The following is a 20,009-nucleotide window of genomic DNA, read 5'->3' on the forward strand; positions in this document are numbered from 1 at the left end:
CGCAGTCCGGCGCAATCTGGCGGTGGTCAAAGGCGGGAATCGGCCGCACTCTTGATAACCTAGGGTCGTGAGTAATGAGATTGAGATCGGCCGCGGCAAGCGGGCCACTAAGGCATATTCCCTGGACGACGTAGCGATCGTACCGAATCGCCGCACCCGTGACCCGAAGGACGTGTCGGTCTCCTGGCAGATCGATGCCTTCCAGTTCGAGACCCCGTTCATCGGCGCACCCATGGACTCGGTGACCTCCCCGGCCACCGCCATCGCGCTGGGCAAGCTGGGCGGCCTGGGCGTACTGAACCTCGAGGGCCTATGGACCCGCTACGAGGATCCGGCCAAGGTGCTTGAGGACATCGCCGGCCTGAACCACGAAGCGGCCACCCGCAACGACCCGAAGATCACCGCCAAGCTGCAGGAACTGTACTCGGCCCCGATCCAGGCCGAACTGATCACCTCCCGCCTGGCTGAAATCCGCGAATCCGGCGTGGTCGTCGCCGGCTCGCTGACCCCGCAGCGCACCCAGGAGTTCTACCGCACCGTGGTGGCTGCCGGCGTGGACATCTTCGTCATCCGCGGCACCACCGTGTCCGCGGAGCATGTCTCCAAGACCACCGAACCGCTGAACCTGAAGCAGTTCATCTACGAGCTCGACGTGCCGGTCATCGTGGGCGGCGCCGCGGGCTACACCCCGGCCATGCACCTGATGCGCACCGGCGCGGCCGGCGTGCTCGTCGGCTTCGGCGGAGGCGCGTCCTCGACTACCCGCCGCACTCTGGGCATCCACGCCCCGATGGCCACCGCCATCGCCGATGTCGCCGCGGCCCGCCGCGACTACATCGAGGAATCCGGCGGACGCTACGTGCACGTGATCGCCGACGGCGGCCTGGGCAACTCCGGCGACATCGTCAAGGCCATCGCCATGGGCGCCGACGCTGTCATGCTCGGCACCGCACTGGCCCGCGCCGATGAGGCGCCGGGCGCCGGCTACCACTGGGGCATGGAAGCAGTCCACGAGGTCAGCCCCCGTGGCGACCGCGCCCGCGTGGGCACCGTCGGCTCGCTGGAGAACGTGCTCTACGGCCCATCCCGCGAAACCAACGGCACCTCCAACCTGGTGGGCGCGCTGCGCCGCTCGATGGCCACCACCGGATACTCCACGCTCAAGGAATTCCAGCGCGTGGACGTCGTGCTCTCCCCGTACGAGTCCGACCGCTTTTAGGCACTCCGGGCGCCTCGCGCCCGCAGGCTTCCGCGGCCCGCCACCTGCGCCTTCACCGGGCAGGCGGCGGGCCGCCGCCGTTTGGCCGCACGCCGGCACCCCAACGAACTAGCGCCGCGGAAGGTTCCCGCGCGGGCTGCGGAGGTGTCCAAGGCCAATCTCACGCCCCGCGCATTTCTACTTCTACAGCCAATCGAAGTACGGTGGTAGGGTGCTGAAAACCGCCCTCAAACCCCAATGGCTCCTCGCGCTGCTGGCCGCCCTGGCGCTGGCCACCGGCTTCGTCGCCCTGTCCGGCTGGCAGTTCGGATCCTCCGAAACCGAGCCGCTGGTCAAGGCCGACAAGACCGAGGTCGCCGTCCCGCTGACCGAGCACCACCAGGTCGGCACTGAACTGCTGGGCACCGTGGCGGACCAGATCGTCACCTTCAGCGGCGAATTCGTCGAGGGCAGCGACGAGCTGGTCGCCCCGCGCCTGCACGACGGAGTCAAGGGCGCCTGGGTCGTCACCGAGTTCAAGGTCGACGGCGCGCCGAAGGATGCGGCCATCGCGGTGGTCCGCGGCTGGCAGCCCGATTCCTCGGCGCCCAGCCCCGCTCCCGAGGGCGAGCTGGAAATCACCGGACGCCTGCTGCCTTCCGAGGGCCCGGAGCTGGCCCACGACGTGCGCAGCCCCGCGCTGGAGACCCTGGCCTCCTCGCAGCTGTCCAACCTCTGGGACACCACCTTGTACGAAGGCTTCGTGACCGCCCACGAGATCAAGACCGCAGAAGGCGCCGCGGCCGAGCAGCCTGGCCTGTCCCGCGTCTACGTCGGTCCGCAGCCGCAGGAAGCCCAGGTCAACTGGCTCAACGTCTTCTACGGCATCGAATGGGTGGTGTTCGCCGGCTTCGCGCTGTTCCTCTGGTACCGCATGGTGCGTGACGACTACCAGCGCGGCATGGAAGAGATCGCCGAGCGCGCCGCCGAAGCCCACCAGAATGACCCCCGCGACGACGACGGCCCAGCGAGCAGCTGACGCGCCTTCGCATACCTGAATGACTGACCTCCCACGGAAGGACCGCCCGACCATGTCCAGCACCACCCCCGCACCCCGCCCCCGCAAGTTCGGCGGCACCCCGGCGCAGATCCGCTCCGCGGCTGCCTTCTTCCGGGTGTTCGCCTATGTCACCGGCGTGATGCTGCTGCTGCTCGTGCTGGAAATGGTTTTCAAGTACTTCTGGCAGCTGGAGCTGTTCATCGGCGGCCAGCTGCTTGACGGCACCGCCAACACCATCGGCATGCACAACCGCGCGGAAGTCGCCGGCGGCTTCAACGCCTCCCTGGGCATCCTGATCGCCCACGGCTGGCTCTACGTGGTGTACCTGTTCGCGGACTTCCGCCTCTGGTCGCTGATGCGCTGGCCGTTCTCCCGCTTCATCACCATCGCCCTGGGCGGCGTGGTGCCGTTCCTGTCGTTCATCACCGAGCGCAAGGTGCACAAGGAAGTCATGACGGAGATGGAAAACCACCCGAAGGCAGCCAAGCGCTACTAGCGGCACACGCTGTCGCAGACGTCCGGCGGGCCGCTTCCCCTTGCAGGGAGGCGGCCCGCCGACGTCGTTTCCACCCCGGGCCGGCGGGCGGCGGCGCCGTATTCCGCGCCCGGAACCGGCCAGGGGGCAGCGAGCGCGCCCGGAAACCGGCCCGAATGTGACCCGGTGGTGACGTTGATGACAGTGCCCGCGCTGTTTCGCGCCCGGCGAACCCAGTAGACTGGGGGAGTGACTACTGCTCCCCTCAATCCAGAACATAAGCCGGTTCTGGTCGTCGACTACGGGGCCCAATACGCGCAGCTGATTGCTCGCCGCGTACGTGAGGCTCGTGTGTACTCGGAGATCGTTCCGCACACCCTGTCCACCGAAGCCATCTTGGCCAAGAACCCTGCAGCGATCATCCTCTCCGGTGGTCCCTCCAGCGTCTACGCCGATGGCGCCCCCTCCGTCGGGGCCGACCTGTTCGACGCCGGCGTGCCGGTGCTCGGCATCTGCTACGGATTCCAGGCCATGGCCAGCGCCCTGGGCGGCACCGTTGCCGAAACCGGCCTGCGCGAATACGGCCGCACCGCGACCGAATTCGCCGGCGAGGCACGCTCCATCCTGGCCGGCGCGGAAAACGCCCCGACCGTATGGATGAGCCACGGCGACGCCGTGTCGGAAGCCCCCGAGGGCTTCGAGGTCCTGGCCACCACCGCAGGCGCCCCCGTGGCAGCCTTCGCCAACGAGGCCAAGCGCCTCTACGGCGTGCAGTGGCACCCGGAGGTCAAGCACTGCGAGTTCGGCCAGGACGTCCTGGAGAACTTCCTGTACAACGGCGCCGGCCTGAAGGGCGACTGGACCGCTGACAACATCGCCGACGAGCAGATCGAGCGCATCCGCGCCCAGGTCGGCTCCGGCAAGGCCATCTGCGGCCTGTCCGGCGGCGTCGACTCCGCCGTGGCCGCCGCTCTGGTGCAGCGCGCCATCGGCGACCAGCTGACCTGCGTGTTCGTCAACCACGGCCTGCTGCGCGAAGGCGAAGCCGAGCAGGTGGAGAAGGATTTCGTCGCTTCCACCGGCGCCAAGCTGTACATCGCCGACGAGCGCGAGCGCTTCCTGACCGCGCTGGACGGCGTCACCGACCCGGAGACCAAGCGCAAGATCATCGGCCGCGAGTTCATCCGCGCGTTCGAGGCCGCCGAGGCGGCGATCATCGCCAAGGAAGCCTCCGAGGGCGAGCCGGTGAAGTTCCTGGTCCAGGGCACCCTGTACCCCGACATCGTCGAGTCCGGCGGCGGCGAAGGCACCTCCAACATCAAGAGCCACCACAACGTGGGCGGCCTGCCGGAGGACCTGCAGTTCGAACTCGTCGAGCCGCTGCGCACCCTGTTCAAGGACGAAGTTCGCGCCGTGGGCCGCGAGCTCGGCCTGCCCGAGGAAATCGTGGGACGCCAGCCGTTCCCCGGTCCGGGCCTGGGCATCCGCATCATCGGCGCCGTGAACGAGGAACGCCTCTCGATCCTGCGCAAGGCCGACGCCATCGCCCGTGCCGAGCTGACCGCAGCCGGCCTGGACGACGAAGTCTGGCAGATGCCGGTGGTGCTGCTCGCCGACGTGCGCTCCGTGGGAGTCCAGGGCGACCACCGCACCTACGGCCACCCGATCGTGCTGCGCCCGGTGTCCTCCGAGGACGCCATGACCGCAGACTGGTCGCACCTGCCGTACACCCTGCTCTCCAAGATCTCGAACCGCATCACCAACGAGGTGGACGGGGTCAACCGCGTGGTGCTGGACGTCACCAGCAAGCCACCGGGAACCATCGAATGGGAGTAACCGGCAGCTAGCTGTGCCGGTCCCGGGCCCGCCGCCAGGCGCGGCCCGGACACCCGAAGCGGAATCCATGCGGTGGGCCGCGGCGCGTCATGCGCCCCGGCCCACCGCCCGGGTTCCGCTTCACACGCTTAAAACGTGTTTCGCGCCGGTGTTCTGCCGCGCGCGTGCACTACGTTAGATAGAGGTGTCGCGCGCGGGCGCGCGCCGCCGCTAGGCCGGTTCAGTGAAGGGAATGACTGTCGTGACCAGTGCTCAGAATGCTGCTGCGGATCGAGTAGCCGCCTGGGTGAAATCCTTGGGGCAAAGCGCCGGGGCCGACACCACCTTGAGGTTCGCTCCGTCGACGTCCAACAGCATCGACATCACGCACGCCAACCCTTCGGGGCTGGCTCAATTCCTGGCCGGCCGACGCACCCGTCTATCCACCCTGCTGCACGACGCCGAGCAGTACGCCGCCGCCAAGCGCACCGCCCGCGCCTTGGCCTCCAAGATCAGCGAGCTATGGGACGAACGCGGCATCGACGTGGGCTACCTGGCCGCCGGCGTGGCCAACTGGCGCGCCGTGCACGAGGGCAAGAGCGAACCGGTCTCCGCCCCGATCATGCTCGGGCGCATCACCCTGTCCAAGCACGTGGACACCGACGACTACGACGTCCAGCTGGTCGGCCGCGCCACCATCTCCCCGGCGTTCGTGCGCCAGTTCGAGGCCGACCACCACGCGACGATCGACGTCTCCGCGGTGGACGCCGCCGCCTACTCGATCGCCCGCTTCGACCCGGTGCGCGGAATGGACGCCCTGCGCCATCTGGTCTCCGAGGTGCCGGGTGTGGTCGTGGGCCACCGCCTGCTGCTGTCCACCTTCTCCGACCTCATCGACCCGGCCGACCCGGCCAAGCTCAACGGCCCGCACCCGGTCATCGAGGCGCTGATCCAGCACTCCGAGAACGAGAAGCTGGCCGAACGCGCCGCCAAGGTCGCCGAAGCCACCAAGGGCTCGACCGCGCTGGCTAACATGGTCGCCGCGAAGAACGCCACCCCCGACGCCGCCGGGAGCGAAACCGACGATGCCACATCCGGCGCAAAGCAGGATGCCAAGGCCAAGGCCAAGGACGACGCGAAGGCCGAGGAGCCGGAGGACACCGGTTCGCGGCTGCGCCGGGTCAAGAACCTGATCAAGGATTCGGCCCGCCCGCGCCGTCCGCACGAACCGGTCATCCGCCCCGCCGGCAAGCCGGTCCCGGGCGCGAACCGCAAGGTCCACACCGGGGACACCACCTTGGCCAAGTCCTCCGACGAGCGCGACCCCGAGGACGAGCTCTACCTGCTGGACGCCGACGAGTCACAGTCGCGCATGCTCGAATACATCGCCGCCGGGGAATCCGTGGCGATCAACGCCGCCGCCGGCACCGGCGCCACGCAGACTGCGCTGAATGCCGCCGCGGTGCTGGCAGCCCAGGGCAAGCGCGTGCTGGTCATCGCCGAGCAGCGCACCGCCGCGGAGGAATTCGTCGAGCGCTTCAACGCGAAGCTGGACGCCGCCAGCCTGCTGCTGGAGCCGAACGAGGACCCGGACGCGGTCCGCAAGCAGCTGACCCGCGCCATCCTGCGCAACGAGCGCGCCACCGAGCCGCAGCTGGGCAACCTGTTCAAGCGCCTGCGCGACTCGCGCCACGCGCTGCACGAGCACGTGAAGTCGCTGCATTCGGTGCGCAGCCGCTGGGGCTGCTCGCCGTACCAGTCGATGCAGGAGCTTGCCCGGCTCTCCGCGCTGAACCCCGCCCCGTCCACCACGGTGCGGCTGAAGCGCTCGGTGCTGGACTCCATGGGCCAGCGCGGCCACGTCGCGGCGCAGCTCAAGCGCGCCGCCCAGCTCGGCGCGTTCTCCCGCGAGCACACCACCAGCCCCTGGCACGGCGCCCCGCTGCGCAACCAGGAAGCCACCGCGCAGGCGCTGAGCCTGGCCAGCGGCCTGGGCCGCGACCTGCCGATCCTGCACGAGCACATGCTCAAGATCGCCGAACGCAGCCAGATCCGGCTGGATGACAGCTACGACAAGTGGGGCGACCAGCTGGCCCTGCTGGTCGCCGTGCGCGGCTCGCTGGACAAGTTCGAGTCCGACATCTTCGAGGGCGACATCGACGATCTGATCGCCGCCACCGCCACCAGCGCGTGGCGTCGCGAGCACGGCGTGGAGATGGGCTCGCTGGTGCGCTCCCGCCTGCGCAAGATCGCCAAGGAATACGTCCGCCCGGGCATGCACGTGCCTGACCTGCAGGCTGCCTTGCAGGCGGTGGCCGTGCAGCGCGAGGCCTGGCGCGCCTACGCCACATCCCAGCGCAACCCGCAGGTTCCCGGCGGGCTGCTGGACGTGGAGGCCGGCTACCACGACGCCGGGGCGCGCATCGACAAGCTCTCCGCGATGCTGCCGGCCCGCACCGGCGGGAACCTGCGTGAAATGCCGATCACCCAGCTGCTGGATTTGATCGCCGCGCTGGTGGACCACAAGGAGGACCTCGCCGAGCTGCCCGAGCGCACGCTGATCGCCGAGCAGCTCTCCGAAGCCGGCCTGGGCGACCTGCTCGACGACTTCGCCGAGCGCCAGATCGACGCCGACGCGGTGGACGCGGAGCTGGAGCTGTCCTGGTGGCAGTCCGTGCTGGATGCGATGATCTCCGGCGACGACTTCCTGGCCATGAACGACGGCGCGAAGCTGGAGCGGCTGGAGGCCGAGTACCGGCTGGCCGACGGCGCGCACATCGCCGCCGGGCCCGAGCGCATCCGCTGGCAGCTGGCCCGCAATTGGAAGGCCGCCCTGGCCGACCACCGCGCCGCCTCCCGCGCCCTGCGCGAGATGCTCAAGGATAATACCGTCTCCATCGCCAAGGTGCTCTCGCTGGGCGAATCGCTGGTCAATTCGCTGACCCCGGTCTTCGTTTCCGCCCCGCTGCTGCTGGGCACCGCGCTGCCCGACGACGCCGAGTTCGACGCCGTCATCCTGCTGGAGGCCAACTACCTGACCCTGCGCGAGGTGCTCGACGCGGTGCGCCGCTCCCGGCAGGTCATCGCCATCGGCGACGAGATGCTCGGCGGCCCCAAGCCCTTCGAGGTCTCCGTGGACCCCACCGCCCGCATCGGCTCGCGCGACGCCGGGGTCTCCGCGCTGTCGGCGCTGAACAAGGTGCTGGTCACCGGCACCCTGTCCACCGTGTACCGCGGCATCGACGAGGGCCTGGTGCAGCAGCTGTCCGCCACCTACTACGATTCGGCGATCTCGCGGCTGCCGCAGGCCATGGCCACCGCGGAGCACTCGGGCAAGCTCAGCGCGCTGTACGTGCCCGACGCCACCGGCACCCTGGCCAGCAGCGACGACGGCGTGCAGACCACCGTGGCGGAGGTCGCGCGCATCGTGGACCTGGTCTTCGAGCACTTTTCCACCCGCCCCGGCGAGTCGCTGGCGGTCATCGCAACCAACCGCACCCACGCGTCGGCCATCGCGGAGGCCATCCGCGTGCAGCTGCCGAACCACAAGTACGCGATGGAGCACCTGCGCGCCAAGCACGAGCCGTTTGTGGTCACCACCGTGAACCGGCTGATCGGGCTGCGCCGCGACGCGGTGATCTTCGCCTGGGGCTACGGCCGCACCCCGCACGGCAAGACCCTGCACGAATTCGGCGAGCTCTCCCGCCCAGGCGGCGAGCAGCTGTTCGTCGCGGCGGTCACCCGCTCGCGCACCCGGCTGACCCTGGTCTCCAGCCTGCAGCCCGAGGAGCTGGAAGCCTCCCGCCTGCACCACGGCGCCGGCGCGTTCTTCGACCTGTTCACCCGCGTGCAGGCCGGCGACTCGGCGATCGCCAGCTGGGCGCACCCGCGTTTCGACGCGTTGGTCTCCGACTTGGCCCGCCGCCTGCGCGAACGCGGCGCGATCGTCTCGGAGGACTACCGCGGTGTGCTGGATCTGGCCGCGCATGCCTTCGACGTCGACGGGCAGGACATCCGCCCGCTGGCAGTGGTGTACGACGGCACCGAGCACTACGCCGGGCTGACCGTGCGCGAGCGCAGCCGCCTGCGTCCGGACTTCTTCGAGAACCACGGCTGGCGCTACGTGCCGCTGTGGACCATCGACGTGTTCACCGATCCCGGGGCGGTCACCGACCGACTGGCCCGCTACCTGCAGCTGAAGCCTGCCTCCGCTCCGGCGCCCTCCGAGCAGTCGCGCGCCTCGCTGGCCGCGGCCCCGCCGGTGCGCGCCAGCCAGGTCACCTCCGGGACTGCCGCGGAAGCCACGCCGGACGCCAAGGCGGATGCGAAGACCGGTGCAAAGACCGAGGCCGCAGCGCAGCCGAAGTCCGACCAGGACGCCTCAGCAAGCGCACCGAAGGACCAGGCGCCAGCGGCCACGGAGGCCGGGGCCAAGAAGACAGGCTCCCAGGAATCGGGTTCCAAGGACGCCGAGTCCAAGACCGCTCAGGCCAAGGACGAATCTCCAGCCGCCAAGGCCGACGCAGACGGCGCCACCCCGAAGCCGGTACCTGCCAGCACCCAGCCGACGGATACGGAGCGCTCGAAGTAGATGGATGAATCCGAACCTGGTGCTGAGCCCCTGCCCGCGGCGGGGGAGCAGCGCCGGGATCCGCAGCCGGCGCCCCGCAAGAAGCGCGCGCGGGTCATCGCCCCGCCGCAGCACCTGCAGGCCCGCGTGCAGCTGACTGGTTCCTACACCCCGGTTCCGCACACCTCCTCGGTGGACGAGTCCTCCGCGAACTCGCGTCCGGCCAACTCCATCGCGCAGGCCGCCAGCCCCGCGAAAACCACCCGGGATCCGCTGGCCGGACTGCGCGCCAAGGACGACGACCCCCGCCAGTGGGGAGACGCGCCCGAGGACCTGGCCGAGGCCATGAAACGCGAAAAACCCCCGCACTGGGGGTAGCCCGGGCCAAGTGCTAAACAGCCCGCCGACCGCTTGCAGCACGCAGGGGAGCGGCGGGCTTTGCGCTGCCCGGGGCAAGGGGCTAATTCACCAGCACCGCGGAGACCTTGCCGCGGGACACCGCCCCGGCCAGGTCGTCGGAGAGGCTGGCCGCGGCGGCCACCACGATGATGCCCTCGCCTTCGGCCGGGCTCCCGGAGAGCATGCCGAACTCGCCGCGGTCGGCCGCCGGCACCCAGAGCACCGCCACACCCTGTGCGATGGTCTCCGAGCGGATCTGCCGCTCGAACCCGTCGCCGGTGGTGAGCACGATGTCCACCAGCTGCCCGGGATTCAGCAGGCCCACGGCGGCCGGATCGCTCAGCCGGATGGGGACTGCGACGGTGCCAGGGGCGCTGCCTGCCAGCAGCTGCGGGCCCACCAGCAGGTAGCTGCGCAGGGCCGTGCCCGCCGGCACCGCGATGGCCAGCCGCTGGCCCACCAGCTCCTGCGGGTCGGTCAGCAGCCGGTGGTCGTCGGGGTCCGCCGGGATGCGCTGCAGCTGCACGTCGGCGGGGGAGATCACGGCCCCGGCGGCCAGATCGGAGACCGCCACAACGACCTCGCGCTGGGCCAGCTGGCCGGAGGAGAGCTCGTTCAGGGCCGCGGCGGCGGCCAGCAGCAGGCAGGCGATGGCCAGTGGGCGGCGGTAGCGGCGCAGCGCCTCGTGGCGGGTGCGCACCGGGCGCACCTTGGGCCGGGGGATCACCGGGGCGCGGCGTGTGGCGGGACTCTTCATGCACCCAGTGCACACCCGGCCGGCCGACGGGCGCCGGGAACGAGGACGGAGTGGGGAAAACGCCGGGGCGAAACCCTAGCCCAGGAAGTGGCGGGCGCCGCCGGGGGTGATGACCAGGTCCACCGGCATGTCGTGCGGCGCGACGGAGAAGGTCCCGGAGGCCACGACCTCCTCGTCGTACACCATTGCGGCCACCTGCACCGGGAACTGCTCGATCTGCGGCAGGAAGCGGTCGTAGTAGCCGCCGCCCTGGCCCAGGCGCAGCCCGTCGGTGTCGATCGCCAGCGCCGGGATGAATACGGTGGCGACCTCGTCGAACAATTCAAGTCCCAGGCGCGGGCCCACCGGTTCCATGACCGGCGCGCGCGGGCTGCGGACCACTTCGACACCCGGGAACCACTGCACCCAGGACAGCTGGTACTGCGGTTCGCACACCGGGACGTAGACCTGGATGCCGTCGGCGACCAGCGCCGCCAGCAGCGGTTCGGTGTCCGGCTCGTCCGGGGCGGAGCAGTAGGCGGCGACCGTGCGCACCACCGGGGCCAGGTCCTCCAGGTAGCGGCGCACCGCATCGGCCATGGCCGCGGAGCGCTGCGCCCGGACCTCGGCAGGCAGCGCGCGCCGCGCCGCGCGGATCTGCGCGCGCAGGGCCTTTTTCGACTCGGCGAAGGCACCTGCGGACGCGGCGGCGGAATCGGCCGGAACGGCGGAGGGTGAGCTCTGTGCATCCATGGCACCAACTGTACTCACTGCGCGGCCCGCGCCGGACTCCGTGTGACACGCGGCGGCCGCCGCCGGGGCCGCGCGGCGGATACCATAAAGGCATGAAAGGCTTTTGGCGCGGCAAGGCCGCGGTCCCGGATCTGGTGTCGCAGCGTTTGGCGCTGCGCCAGCTGAAGCTGTCCGACGCCGCCGAGTGGTCCGCGCTACGCCATGCGAACGCGAAATGGCTCAAGCCGTGGGACCCGACCAACCCCTCCGGCCCGCCCGAGGCGATGACCTACCGCGAGATGATCGGGCTGAAGCACAACGCCGCCCGGGAGGGCACCGGCTACGCCTGGGTGCTCACGCTGCCGCAGTTGCACAGCGCGAACCCGCCGATCATCGGCCAGGTATCGGTCAGCGGGGTGCAGTGGGGCGCCGCGCGCACCGCGTCCATCGGCTACTGGATCGACCAGTCCCATGCGGGGTTCGGGCTGATGCCGGAGGCCTGCGCGCTGGTCATCGACCACTGTTTCGGCGCGCTGGGCTTGCACCGGCTGGAAATCAACATCCGCCCGGAAAACGCCGCGAGCCTGCGGGTGGTGGACAAGCTGAAGTTCCGCGACGAGGGCCTGCGTCGCGGCTACCTGCACATCGACGGGCAGTGGCGCGACCACCGCACCTTCGCCCTGAACCGCGAGGAACTGGCAACACCCATGATCGAACGCATCTACGAATAAATCCGCCAATTCCAGGCGGAATCCGCAAATGTGCTTCTGAGGTGGCACATCGTGCACGAAAACTTTGCAACACGCCTACGCAAGTGCGGGTGACCGGTTCATCGGTTGCATAGTGTTGAGTCGAGAAGCCGTATCCGGTTTCCCGCAGGATTTGACCGAACCTATCGGTGATGGAGGAACCACATGGCCGGCACGTCACAGAGCGCTTCGCAGGCGAAGGCTGTCTCTGAATTTAGGATTCGCGTGCGCTACGGCCGGTTGTCTCTTGCCTTGCTGGGTTTGCTGGCCGTCGTGGCCACCCTGGTCGGACTGATGCTCGCACCGTTCACCGCGCTGACCTTCGGCTGGGTCGGCATCTTCTTCCTGGTCGGACTGGGCTCCTTCGCTTCGCTGCGCATGCTCGCCGTGCGCGACCGCAACCGCAAGCTGCTGGCCACCCTAGAGGCCACCCGCCAGCGCGCGATGCAGACTCCCGCCATGGAGGACGGCGCCAACCAGGTGCTGGTCCGCAAGCAGGACACCGACGACGAGGTCTTCGACGCCCGCCCCGGTTCCTCCCGCCGCGCCCCGGCCATCACCGCCGACGAGTTGCGCGCCGAGGCGCTGCGTGTCGCCCACGGTTTCGGCGGCGTGAAGCAGCCGGACACCTGGGAGCCGACCAACGTGCCGCGCCCGACCTATGTCCAGGTGCGCGAAGCCACCCAGCGCGAGATCGCCGCGCGTGTGCGCCCGGAACCGTTGCCGGTCTCCGAGCCGCTGCGCCCGAGCAAGCAGATCAGCCTCAAGGCCTCCGAGGACGCCAAGCGCATCGCCTCGGAAGTCTCCGCCAAGGACCAGGCCGCCGTGGCCAGCGTTCCGGCCAAGCTGGCTCCTGCCGCGAAGGACGCCGCAACCCAGGCCCCTGCCGCTGCGGTGAAGCCAGCGGTCGAGGCCACCGGCACCGAAACCGCCGCCCCGCGCACCGAGGCGCCGACCCAGGACAAGACGGCAGCTTCCAAAGCGCGACTGAACCTGGACGCCGTCATGCAGCGCCGCCGCGCCTAGCGCACCAGAGACCAGCAAAAAACCTGCGATCCGTGTGGATCGCAGGTTTTTTGCCGTTTCGGGGTCTTCGCGCCGGAAGCACCAAGGCCCCGAGCCTAGAGGTTCGCGTCCTCGGAGGGCAGCGGGCCGCGGTGGCCCATGTGGTGTGCGAAGACCAGCGTGGTCTCGGTGTGCCCCACGGACTCGTCGGTGGCCAGGTTGTCCAGCACCCAGTCGCGCAGCGCCTCGGTGGAGCTGACGGCAATATGCAGCAGGTAGTCGGTGCCGCCGGAAACATGGAACATGGACAGCACCTCTGGCAGCTGCGGGATGCGGTCGACGAAGGTGTCGATCTTCTCGCGATCGTGCACCCGCAGCTTCACGGAGATCAGCGCCTGCACGGTGCGGCCCACGCTGCGCAGCGAGACCTCGGCGTGGTAGCCGGTCAGGATGCCGCGCTCCACCAGCGAGCGGGTGCGCAGCAGCGCCGTCGACGGGGCGATGCCCGCGCGCTGGGCCAGCGTCGCATTGGAGATGCGCGCATTGGCGACCAGCTCGTCGATGATGATTCGATCAATCTCGTCGAGATCGGTACCGTGGGTCTGCTCTGATTGCGATGACATAAGAATATTTCACCATACTTGGGCTCAATCGAGCACTGCTTCGATGCGCCAGGTGCGTGCCGTGCCTCCGCCGGGCCGCGGCTCAGCTGTCCGGAACGTCCGGCACCGGCGGATATATTAGTGTCATGACACGAGCATCCGAGCAGACCGGAGAACTGTACGACACCCGATTGGCCGCCTACGCGCTGGTGGAGAACGACGGAAAGGTGCTGCTGACCTTGTGGGACATGCGCCACCGCGATCCGCGCTTCATCCCGCGCTGGACGCTGCCCGGCGGCGGCATCGACCTGGGCGAGCAGACGTCGGACGGCGTGATCCGCGAGGTCTTCGAGGAAACCGGCTACCACGTCGACACCCTGGCGCTGCTGGACGTCACCACCGGCATCATCCCCGGTGCCAAGCGCTACTCGGGGGAGGGCCACCCCATGCAGACCGTCGCGGTCACCTACACCGCGCAGCTGGCCGGCGGGGAGCTGCGCGCCGAGCAGAACGGCTCCACCAGCCAGGCCGGCTGGTTCACCCGCGAGGAAATTCGCCAGCTGAACAGGATCGAAAGGGTGGATGTGATGCTGCGGATGACCGATCCCGGCGCGCGCAACCGCTGATCCGGGCCGTGCTGGCCTAAAATCGGTAGGGACATGAAGTTCCCACACGCCACCCCCGCCCGCACGCTGGCCCTGGCCGCCTGCGCCCTGGCCCTGCCGCTGGCCGGCTGCACCACCCCTCCGCAGGATGCTGGAACCGAGCCCAGCCGCGATGTCACGCTGCGCATCGCGCCGACCGAGGATCCCACCGGGCAGGCGCTGGCCCACGTCTACGGCGACGCGCTGGAGCAGCTGGGCTACACCATCAGTTTCACCAAGCCCTCGCAAGATCCCTACCGCCAACTGGCCGAGGGTGCAGCGGACATCGCGATCGACACCGCCCCTGAGGCTATCGGGCTGCTCCCGGCGGAGCAGGACCCGCGCGGCGAGGACCAGCTGCTGGCCGGCGACGAGGCCAAGAAGCTCGTGGGGCTGCTCAACGACGCCGAGCTGGGATTCACCGCGTTGCCGCTGACACAGGGCGATGCAGGAGCGGTGATGGTGCTTTCCGGCGCGGAGGCGACCGAATACTCCGTCACCTCGGTGGCTTCGCTGGCCGCCGCCTGCAGCGAGCTGACCTTCATCTCCGCCGCGGCGCCCACCGCCGGGCTGGAGAACGCGCTGGAAGATGCAGGTTGCGCCAAGCCGGTGTTCCGCACCGTCGACGCCGCCACCTTGCACGACGAGCTGCGCGCCGCGGTGTCCCGCGTGGTGGTGCTGCAGCAGCACGACGCGGTGATCGGGGACGAGGCGTTCACCATGGTCGACGGCAGCGCCAAGCTCTTCGACGCCGCACCCTACCTGGCGCTGGCCGGCGAGGCGGTGGACCAGGACGCGGTCGACGGCCTGAACCAGGTCACCCGCCAAGTGAACCAGCAGGCCCTGGTCGGCCTGAACCGGATGGTCTCCGGCCCCGATGCGATAGCGCCCGACGACGCCGCGCAGCGCTGGCGCTGGATCATCGACAACTAGCAGCCCGTCACCCGGCCGATGATCCCGGCCGGGTGCAACGGTTGAGTAACAAGGCGCGCCGCGCGCGCCTGACGTGAGAAAGTGTACCCATGGCCGAATTCAAACAATCGACGAAACTGCACAACGTCCTCTACGACATCCGCGGGCCGCTGCTGGAGCACGCCACCCGCATGGAGGCCGAGGGCCACCGCATCCTGAAGCTGAACATCGGCAATCCCGCGCCGTTCGGCTTTGAGGCGCCCGACGCGGTGCTCGTCGACATGATTCGCAACCTGCCCAACGCCCAGGGCTACTCCGACTCGCGCGGCATCCTCTCCGCCCGGACCGCGGTCTCGCAGTACTACCAGACCCGCGGCATCCAGACCATCGGCGTGGACGACATCTACCTGGGCAACGGCGTCTCCGAGCTGATCACCCTGAGCCTGAACGCGCTGCTGAACAACGGCGACGAGGTGCTGATCCCGGCTCCCGACTACCCGCTGTGGACCGCCTCGGTCTCGCTGGCCGGCGGCACCCCGGTGCACTACCTCAACGTGGAGGAGGAGGGCTGGCTTCCGGACCTGGAGGACATGGAAGCGAAGATCACCGACCGCACCAAGGGCATCGTGATCATCAACCCGAACAACCCCACCGGCGCCGTCTACCCGATGGAGACCCTGGAGGGGATCCTGGAACTGGCCCGCAAGCACGATCTGATCGTCTTCTCCGACGAGATCTACGAGAAGATCCTCTACGACGACGCCGAGCACATCAACACCGCCGGCCTGGCCGACGACGTGCTGGTCATCACCTTCTCCGGGCTGTCCAAGGCCTACCGGGTCTGCGGCTTCCGCGCCGGCTGGATGGCCATTTCCGGTCCGCGCCACCTGGCAGCGGACTACATCGAGGGCATCAACCTGCTGACCAACATGCGCCTGTGCGCCAATGTGCCGGCGCAGCATGCGATCCAGACCGCGCTGGGCGGCTACCAGTCGATCAACGACCTGATCCTGCCCGGCGGCCGCCTGCTGGAACAGCGCGACGCGGCCTACAACCTGCTCACCGCCATCCCCGGCGTGAGCGTGCAGAAGGCCAAGGGTGCGCTGTACATGTTCCCGAAGCTGGATCCCGAGGTCTACCCGATCCACGACGACGAGAAGTTCGCTCTGGAGCTGCTCAAGGCGCAGAAGATCCTGATCTCCCAGGGCACCGCGTTCAACTGGGTGCGCCCTGACCACTTCCGCCTGGTCACGCTTCCGAACGTGCGCGACCTGACCGATGCGGTCGGCCGCATCGGTACTTTCCTTGAGGACTGGCGCGCCCGCGCATAACTATCTCTCGACAACACGTCGGTGCAAGCCAAAAATCATTGGCCTGCACCGGCGTTTTGCTTATGCTGGCACTCAAATAGTTTTCAGATGGTGTTTGAACAGGTGGTATGGCATGGGGACCGGAAGCGAAGCACAGAATCGCAAAGTTCAAGACTGGTTGGCCCGCGTCGATTCCGGTCAACTGCGATTGCCTAGCTTTCAGCGGGGAGTCGCTTGGGATTCAAATCGAGTTGTATCCTTGCTCGACACCATCATTGATGACTTGCCGCTCGGAATTGCGCTGGTCCTCAATGTGGGAGACAAGGAACAGTTCATCTCCCGGTCCCTGGAATCTGCTCCAGAAACAAGCGAACAAGTCACCGAGCACCTGTTGGATGGACAGCAGCGGCTGACAGCTCTATATCGCGCGCTTCGTGACAACGATCCACAAATTACATACTTCGTTCATTTCCCAGTTCTCGACCAAAACCCTGGCAACGACGACCATGATGTTGCCGTTCGCAAGGTAGCCCGATGGACCAATGCCTCTGGTACGAAATTCCCGATGTGGGTTGATTCGCCGTCGGAATGCCTGAGCCGGGGAATGGTCCCAGTTCGACTTCTCGATCCTACTTTCGACAGATTAGACGATTGGCTGAGCGAAGCCACCAAAGTACTCGAACCTGGTGCCGACATAGTGGAGCTGGCTGAATTCAAAGCTGCATTCATGAGGGCGAGCGAATACCGAAGCCGGGCCAAATCCCTAATTTCAGAGAAACGCGAAACTCTCAAGCACTTCAATCTCCCTTACCTGTCACTTCCTGCACAAACCAGCAAATCGACTGCACTTGATGTATTCGTCAAGATGAACACCAACGCCAAACCGCTTAAGGCTCATGACATATTCGTAGCAGAGCTAGAAAGCATAACGGGCAGGCGTCTGAAAGAGATGGAAGACGAGCTTGAGCGCCGGCATCCATACTTGAAGAAATACTTCAACATGGAAAGTGCAGTCCTTCAAACGTCGGCGCTTCTCCAGAACAAGATTCCAGGCCAGCGAGGCTTCTTCGAGATGAATCACGAAGTGTTCGTTGAGAACTGGGATGTCATGTCCCGCGGACTTGTCCGGTCGATCCAACTCGTTAAGTCGCTTCGCATTCTTGACGGCGAGAGGCTTCCTACCGCTATCCCAATTCCTGTTGTTGCAGCATTGATAGCGAATGAACCCGAAAACGGCGACGAGCGAGCTGCAGTCGACAAGTTGATGCGCCAATATCTCTGGCGTTCATTCTTCACCAGCCGATACGATTCGGCAGCTGCGACCCGTGCATTCGTTGACTACAGGGCACTCAAGGATGTTATGGATGAGGTAAGCTCATCGTCGGCCGTGCCAATTCTTGATGATGAATGGTACTCCTTGCCGAGCCGCAAAGATCTCAAGAGTGCTGGATGGCCAAAGGCGAAACGTTCTCTCTCTAGGGCGATTCTTGCGGCGTCTACATATTTTGGCGCTAGAGATTTCGCCGATGATACCAAGCTGAACGATGAGAACATCTCGTCCCGCGAGTACCACCATATTTTTCCGGATAAGCTCCTGAAGGATGCCCGCATCGAATCGATGCTGGCGCTCAATTGCGCGTTGATTACCTGGAAAACTAATCGCACCATAGCCCGTAGCGCCCCCATCAAGTACCTGGAAGAGCGAGCACAACGTGCACCCAACGAGCAGGACATCGAACGGCGCTTGCGAACACACCTTGTCCCGTATCAGGCTTTAAAAGACGCTGGACCGTATGAATTCGGGTCGAGCGAAGAACTTTTCGCGGCAGTTAGGCACGACTTCGACCGTTTCTTGGAGTGCCGGGCCGTGGCCATCGAAAATTTCATGCGGGCGGTTTGCAGCGGTGACGAACCGAGTCTAAGCGACATCATTTAGCTCTGGACGAGGTGGTATGAGCTCGGAATGCCGCGGAGACACACCGTATTGCAATTAGGTGAATCGCCTCCTGCCCGAAGAGGATTGCAAGTAATGTTGGCTCAAATTTAGAAATTCGTGAATGACATGAAATCTAGGAGGTGCTCAATGATGGCCTACCCGGAGAACTTGATCAGCGCGCTGCGCGTCGAACCCGGCCTGGATTTGTCCCAACGAGCGACCGGAGACCCGGACTGGTGGCCGGCGGATGCCCCGCAGGACAAGAAGGAAGCCGCGCAGCGGATGAAGGAGCTGGGCGAGGAGCTGTCCTCGCTGCAGGAGCGGCTGTTCGCCTCCGCGCTGCAGCAGGAGTCCGAGGACTCGGTGCTGCTGATCCTGCAGGGAATGGACACTTCCGGCAAGGGCGGGATCGTACGCCATGTGGTGGGCCTGCTGGACCCGCAGGGCGTCGACCATTTCGCGTTCAAGACCCCGACCCCGGAGGAATTGGCGCACGACTTCTTGTGGCGCGTGGAGAAGCGGTTGCCGCGCCGGGGCATCATCGGCGTTTTCGACCGCTCGCACTACGAGGACGTGCTGATCCACCGAGTGCAGCAGCTGAGCACCGCCGAGCAGGTGGAGAAGCGCTATGCGAAGATCACCGCGTTCGAGAAGCGGCTGGGGGAGCTGAGCATCCACCCGATCAAGGTGATGCTGCACATCAGCCGCGACGAGCAGTACCAGCGGCTCTCGGAACGGCTTCAACGCCCGGACAAGTTCTGGAAATATGCGGTCGGCGACGTGGAAGACCGGTTGCGCTGGGATGACTACCAGCAGGCCTACCAGGTGGCGATCAACCGCACCGACAGCGCCGCCGCCCCGTGGTTCGTCATCCCTGCCGACCAGAAGTGGCGTGCGCGGCTGTGCGTGGCCGAGCTGCTGCTGCAGGTGCTGCGGCGCATCGACCCGCAGTGGCCGCCGGCGAAGTTCGACGTCGCCGCGGAAAAGGCCCGGCTGGACGCGACACGCTGATCCGGCTTTCCCATGGCGCTCCCCAGAGCTCGGCCTGCACAGCTTGCGGTGCCCGGACTCAGAATTCGTGGAACGCGCAGGCCTGGGCCCGCTGCGCGGCTGTCGCCTGGCCGTTCAAGTTCTTGCACCAGCTTGGATAGACCCGGAACCCGCGTTTGCCTGGCCATCTGCCCGAGGTGATTTTCAGTTCGGACAGATGCGCACCGGTGAACCGGAATACGCCGCGTCGCCCCTGCTGCTCCACGAAGACGAGCAGGCCTGCGGCCGTGTCGTCGTCGCGGAATGGTTCGGTCGTCCCGTCAACGGCCCGCCGCCAGAATGCGACGAAAGCGCCAGCCTTTGTCGGAGTGTTGCGCGCCGTACGAATATGCCATGCTTCGCCGTCGATCTGGGCGAGGCCGGACTCGTAGTCGCTGTTCTGCGCTTCGGGAATTACCGCGATGGGCGCCGACACGGAAGCCGCGTAGGCCTCAAGCATTGTGAATTGCACCCACCCAAGATATCCCACCGCCAACGTGGAACAGCTGGACGGCGTCGCATGGTGCGCAGGCCGTGTGCTTTCGCTGATGACTTGCCCGGTTCGAAGCGTCCGAGCCCGGCGTGCGCCGAACTAGTCCTCGGTGTTCTCCAGATGGCGGGCGCGGGCTGCCTCCAGGCGCTGCGAGACGCCGTTGAGCCAGTTCTCGCAGTGGGCCGCCAGCGCTTCGCCGCGCTCCCACAGGGCCAGCGAGGCCTCCAGCGGCGCGCCACCGGTCTCCAGCTGGTTGACCACGGCGATCAGCTCGTCGCGGGCCTTCTCGTAGGACAGCGCGGCGATGTCGGTCGGGATCTGCTCGTTCATGTGATGGTGCTCCA

18 protein-coding genes are annotated in these 20,009 nt (G+C 67.2%); 13 read left to right on the forward strand and 5 right to left on the reverse strand.

The window, feature by feature from the left end:
* The first annotated feature begins 67 nt into the window (after positions 1-67).
* The 6 genes from DFO58_RS01875 (at position 68) to DFO58_RS01900 (ending at position 9,496) form a co-directional block, all read left to right on the forward strand.
* Positions 68-1,219 carry a GuaB3 family IMP dehydrogenase-related protein gene (locus DFO58_RS01875; RefSeq protein ID WP_047119625.1) on the forward strand — a complete coding sequence of 384 codons (1,152 nt, stop codon included), beginning with the start codon at positions 68-70 and terminating at the stop codon, positions 1,217-1,219.
* Positions 1,220-1,430: 211 nt separating this feature from the next.
* Positions 1,431-2,237 carry an SURF1 family cytochrome oxidase biogenesis protein gene (locus DFO58_RS01880; protein WP_047119624.1) on the forward strand — a complete coding sequence of 269 codons (807 nt, stop codon included), beginning with the start codon at positions 1,431-1,433 and terminating at the stop codon, positions 2,235-2,237.
* A gap of 52 nt (positions 2,238-2,289) precedes the next feature.
* Positions 2,290-2,754: a DUF3817 domain-containing protein gene (locus DFO58_RS01885; RefSeq protein WP_120989154.1), complete on the forward strand. Its 465-nt coding sequence runs from the start codon at positions 2,290-2,292 to the stop codon at positions 2,752-2,754.
* 228 nt (positions 2,755-2,982) lie between these two features.
* On the forward strand, positions 2,983-4,569 hold the full coding sequence (gene guaA, locus DFO58_RS01890) for a glutamine-hydrolyzing GMP synthase (protein ID WP_047119622.1): 1,587 nt from the start codon (positions 2,983-2,985) through the stop codon (positions 4,567-4,569).
* Positions 4,570-4,801: 232 nt separating this feature from the next.
* Entirely contained in the window at positions 4,802-9,139 is a 4,338-nt protein-coding gene (locus tag DFO58_RS01895; RefSeq protein WP_286163419.1) for a DNA helicase, read from the forward strand.
* Positions 9,140-9,496: a hypothetical protein gene (locus DFO58_RS01900; protein WP_120989155.1), complete on the forward strand. Its 357-nt coding sequence runs from the start codon at positions 9,140-9,142 to the stop codon at positions 9,494-9,496.
* An 82-nt stretch (positions 9,497-9,578) separates the two neighbouring features.
* Here DFO58_RS01900 and DFO58_RS01905 read toward each other — a convergent pair whose 3' ends face one another.
* Both DFO58_RS01905 and DFO58_RS01910 read right to left on the reverse strand, forming a co-directional pair.
* Positions 9,579-10,274, reverse strand: coding sequence for an RcpC/CpaB family pilus assembly protein (locus DFO58_RS01905; RefSeq protein WP_120989156.1), 696 nt, complete (start codon positions 10,272-10,274; stop codon positions 9,579-9,581).
* Between the two features lie 75 nt (positions 10,275-10,349).
* On the reverse strand, positions 10,350-11,006 hold the full coding sequence (locus tag DFO58_RS01910) for a 5-formyltetrahydrofolate cyclo-ligase (protein ID WP_052772427.1): 657 nt from the start codon (positions 11,004-11,006) through the stop codon (positions 10,350-10,352).
* 92 nt (positions 11,007-11,098) lie between these two features.
* Here DFO58_RS01910 and DFO58_RS01915 point away from each other — a divergent pair, with 92 nt between their 5' ends.
* Both DFO58_RS01915 and DFO58_RS01920 read left to right on the forward strand, forming a co-directional pair.
* A complete protein-coding gene (locus tag DFO58_RS01915) occupies positions 11,099-11,716 on the forward strand; it encodes a GNAT family protein (protein WP_047119619.1) in 618 nt (205 codons plus the stop codon).
* A gap of 183 nt (positions 11,717-11,899) precedes the next feature.
* Entirely contained in the window at positions 11,900-12,760 is an 861-nt protein-coding gene (locus tag DFO58_RS01920) for a hypothetical protein (protein WP_147407170.1), read from the forward strand.
* A 95-nt stretch (positions 12,761-12,855) separates the two neighbouring features.
* Here the strand turns inward: DFO58_RS01920 and DFO58_RS01925 are convergent, their stop codons facing one another.
* A complete protein-coding gene (locus DFO58_RS01925; RefSeq protein WP_053798500.1) occupies positions 12,856-13,362 on the reverse strand; it encodes an Lrp/AsnC family transcriptional regulator in 507 nt (168 codons plus the stop codon).
* Between the two features lie 125 nt (positions 13,363-13,487).
* Between DFO58_RS01925 and DFO58_RS01930 the strand changes: the two genes are divergently transcribed.
* From DFO58_RS01930 to DFO58_RS01950, 5 genes are all read left to right on the forward strand, one after another.
* Positions 13,488-13,967, forward strand: coding sequence for an NUDIX domain-containing protein (locus DFO58_RS01930; protein ID WP_053798499.1), 480 nt, complete (start codon positions 13,488-13,490; stop codon positions 13,965-13,967).
* Positions 13,968-14,000: 33 nt separating this feature from the next.
* On the forward strand, positions 14,001-14,918 hold the full coding sequence (locus DFO58_RS01935) for a glycine betaine ABC transporter substrate-binding protein (protein WP_113606530.1): 918 nt from the start codon (positions 14,001-14,003) through the stop codon (positions 14,916-14,918).
* An 89-nt stretch (positions 14,919-15,007) separates the two neighbouring features.
* Complete coding sequence (locus DFO58_RS01940) at positions 15,008-16,228, forward strand: pyridoxal phosphate-dependent aminotransferase (protein ID WP_120989158.1); 1,221 nt, start codon at positions 15,008-15,010, stop codon at positions 16,226-16,228.
* 112 nt (positions 16,229-16,340) lie between these two features.
* Positions 16,341-18,143 (forward strand): DUF262 domain-containing protein, encoded by a 1,803-nt coding sequence (locus DFO58_RS01945; protein ID WP_183043083.1) that lies wholly within the window; start codon positions 16,341-16,343, stop codon positions 18,141-18,143.
* A gap of 147 nt (positions 18,144-18,290) precedes the next feature.
* Entirely contained in the window at positions 18,291-19,154 is an 864-nt protein-coding gene (locus DFO58_RS01950; RefSeq protein WP_120989160.1) for a PPK2 family polyphosphate kinase, read from the forward strand.
* A gap of 58 nt (positions 19,155-19,212) precedes the next feature.
* Here DFO58_RS01950 and DFO58_RS01955 read toward each other — a convergent pair whose 3' ends face one another.
* Both DFO58_RS01955 and DFO58_RS01960 read right to left on the reverse strand, forming a co-directional pair.
* Complete coding sequence (locus DFO58_RS01955; protein ID WP_053798495.1) at positions 19,213-19,632, reverse strand: MepB family protein; 420 nt, start codon at positions 19,630-19,632, stop codon at positions 19,213-19,215.
* Positions 19,633-19,764: 132 nt separating this feature from the next.
* Positions 19,765-19,995, reverse strand: a complete 231-nt coding sequence (locus tag DFO58_RS01960; RefSeq protein ID WP_047119612.1) for an exodeoxyribonuclease VII small subunit — start codon at positions 19,993-19,995, stop codon at positions 19,765-19,767.
* Positions 19,996-20,009 lie beyond the last annotated feature (14 nt).

Source organism: Arthrobacter sp. AG1021 (assembly GCF_003633665.1).
Taxonomy (GTDB): Bacteria; Actinomycetota; Actinomycetes; order Actinomycetales; family Micrococcaceae; genus Glutamicibacter; species Glutamicibacter soli.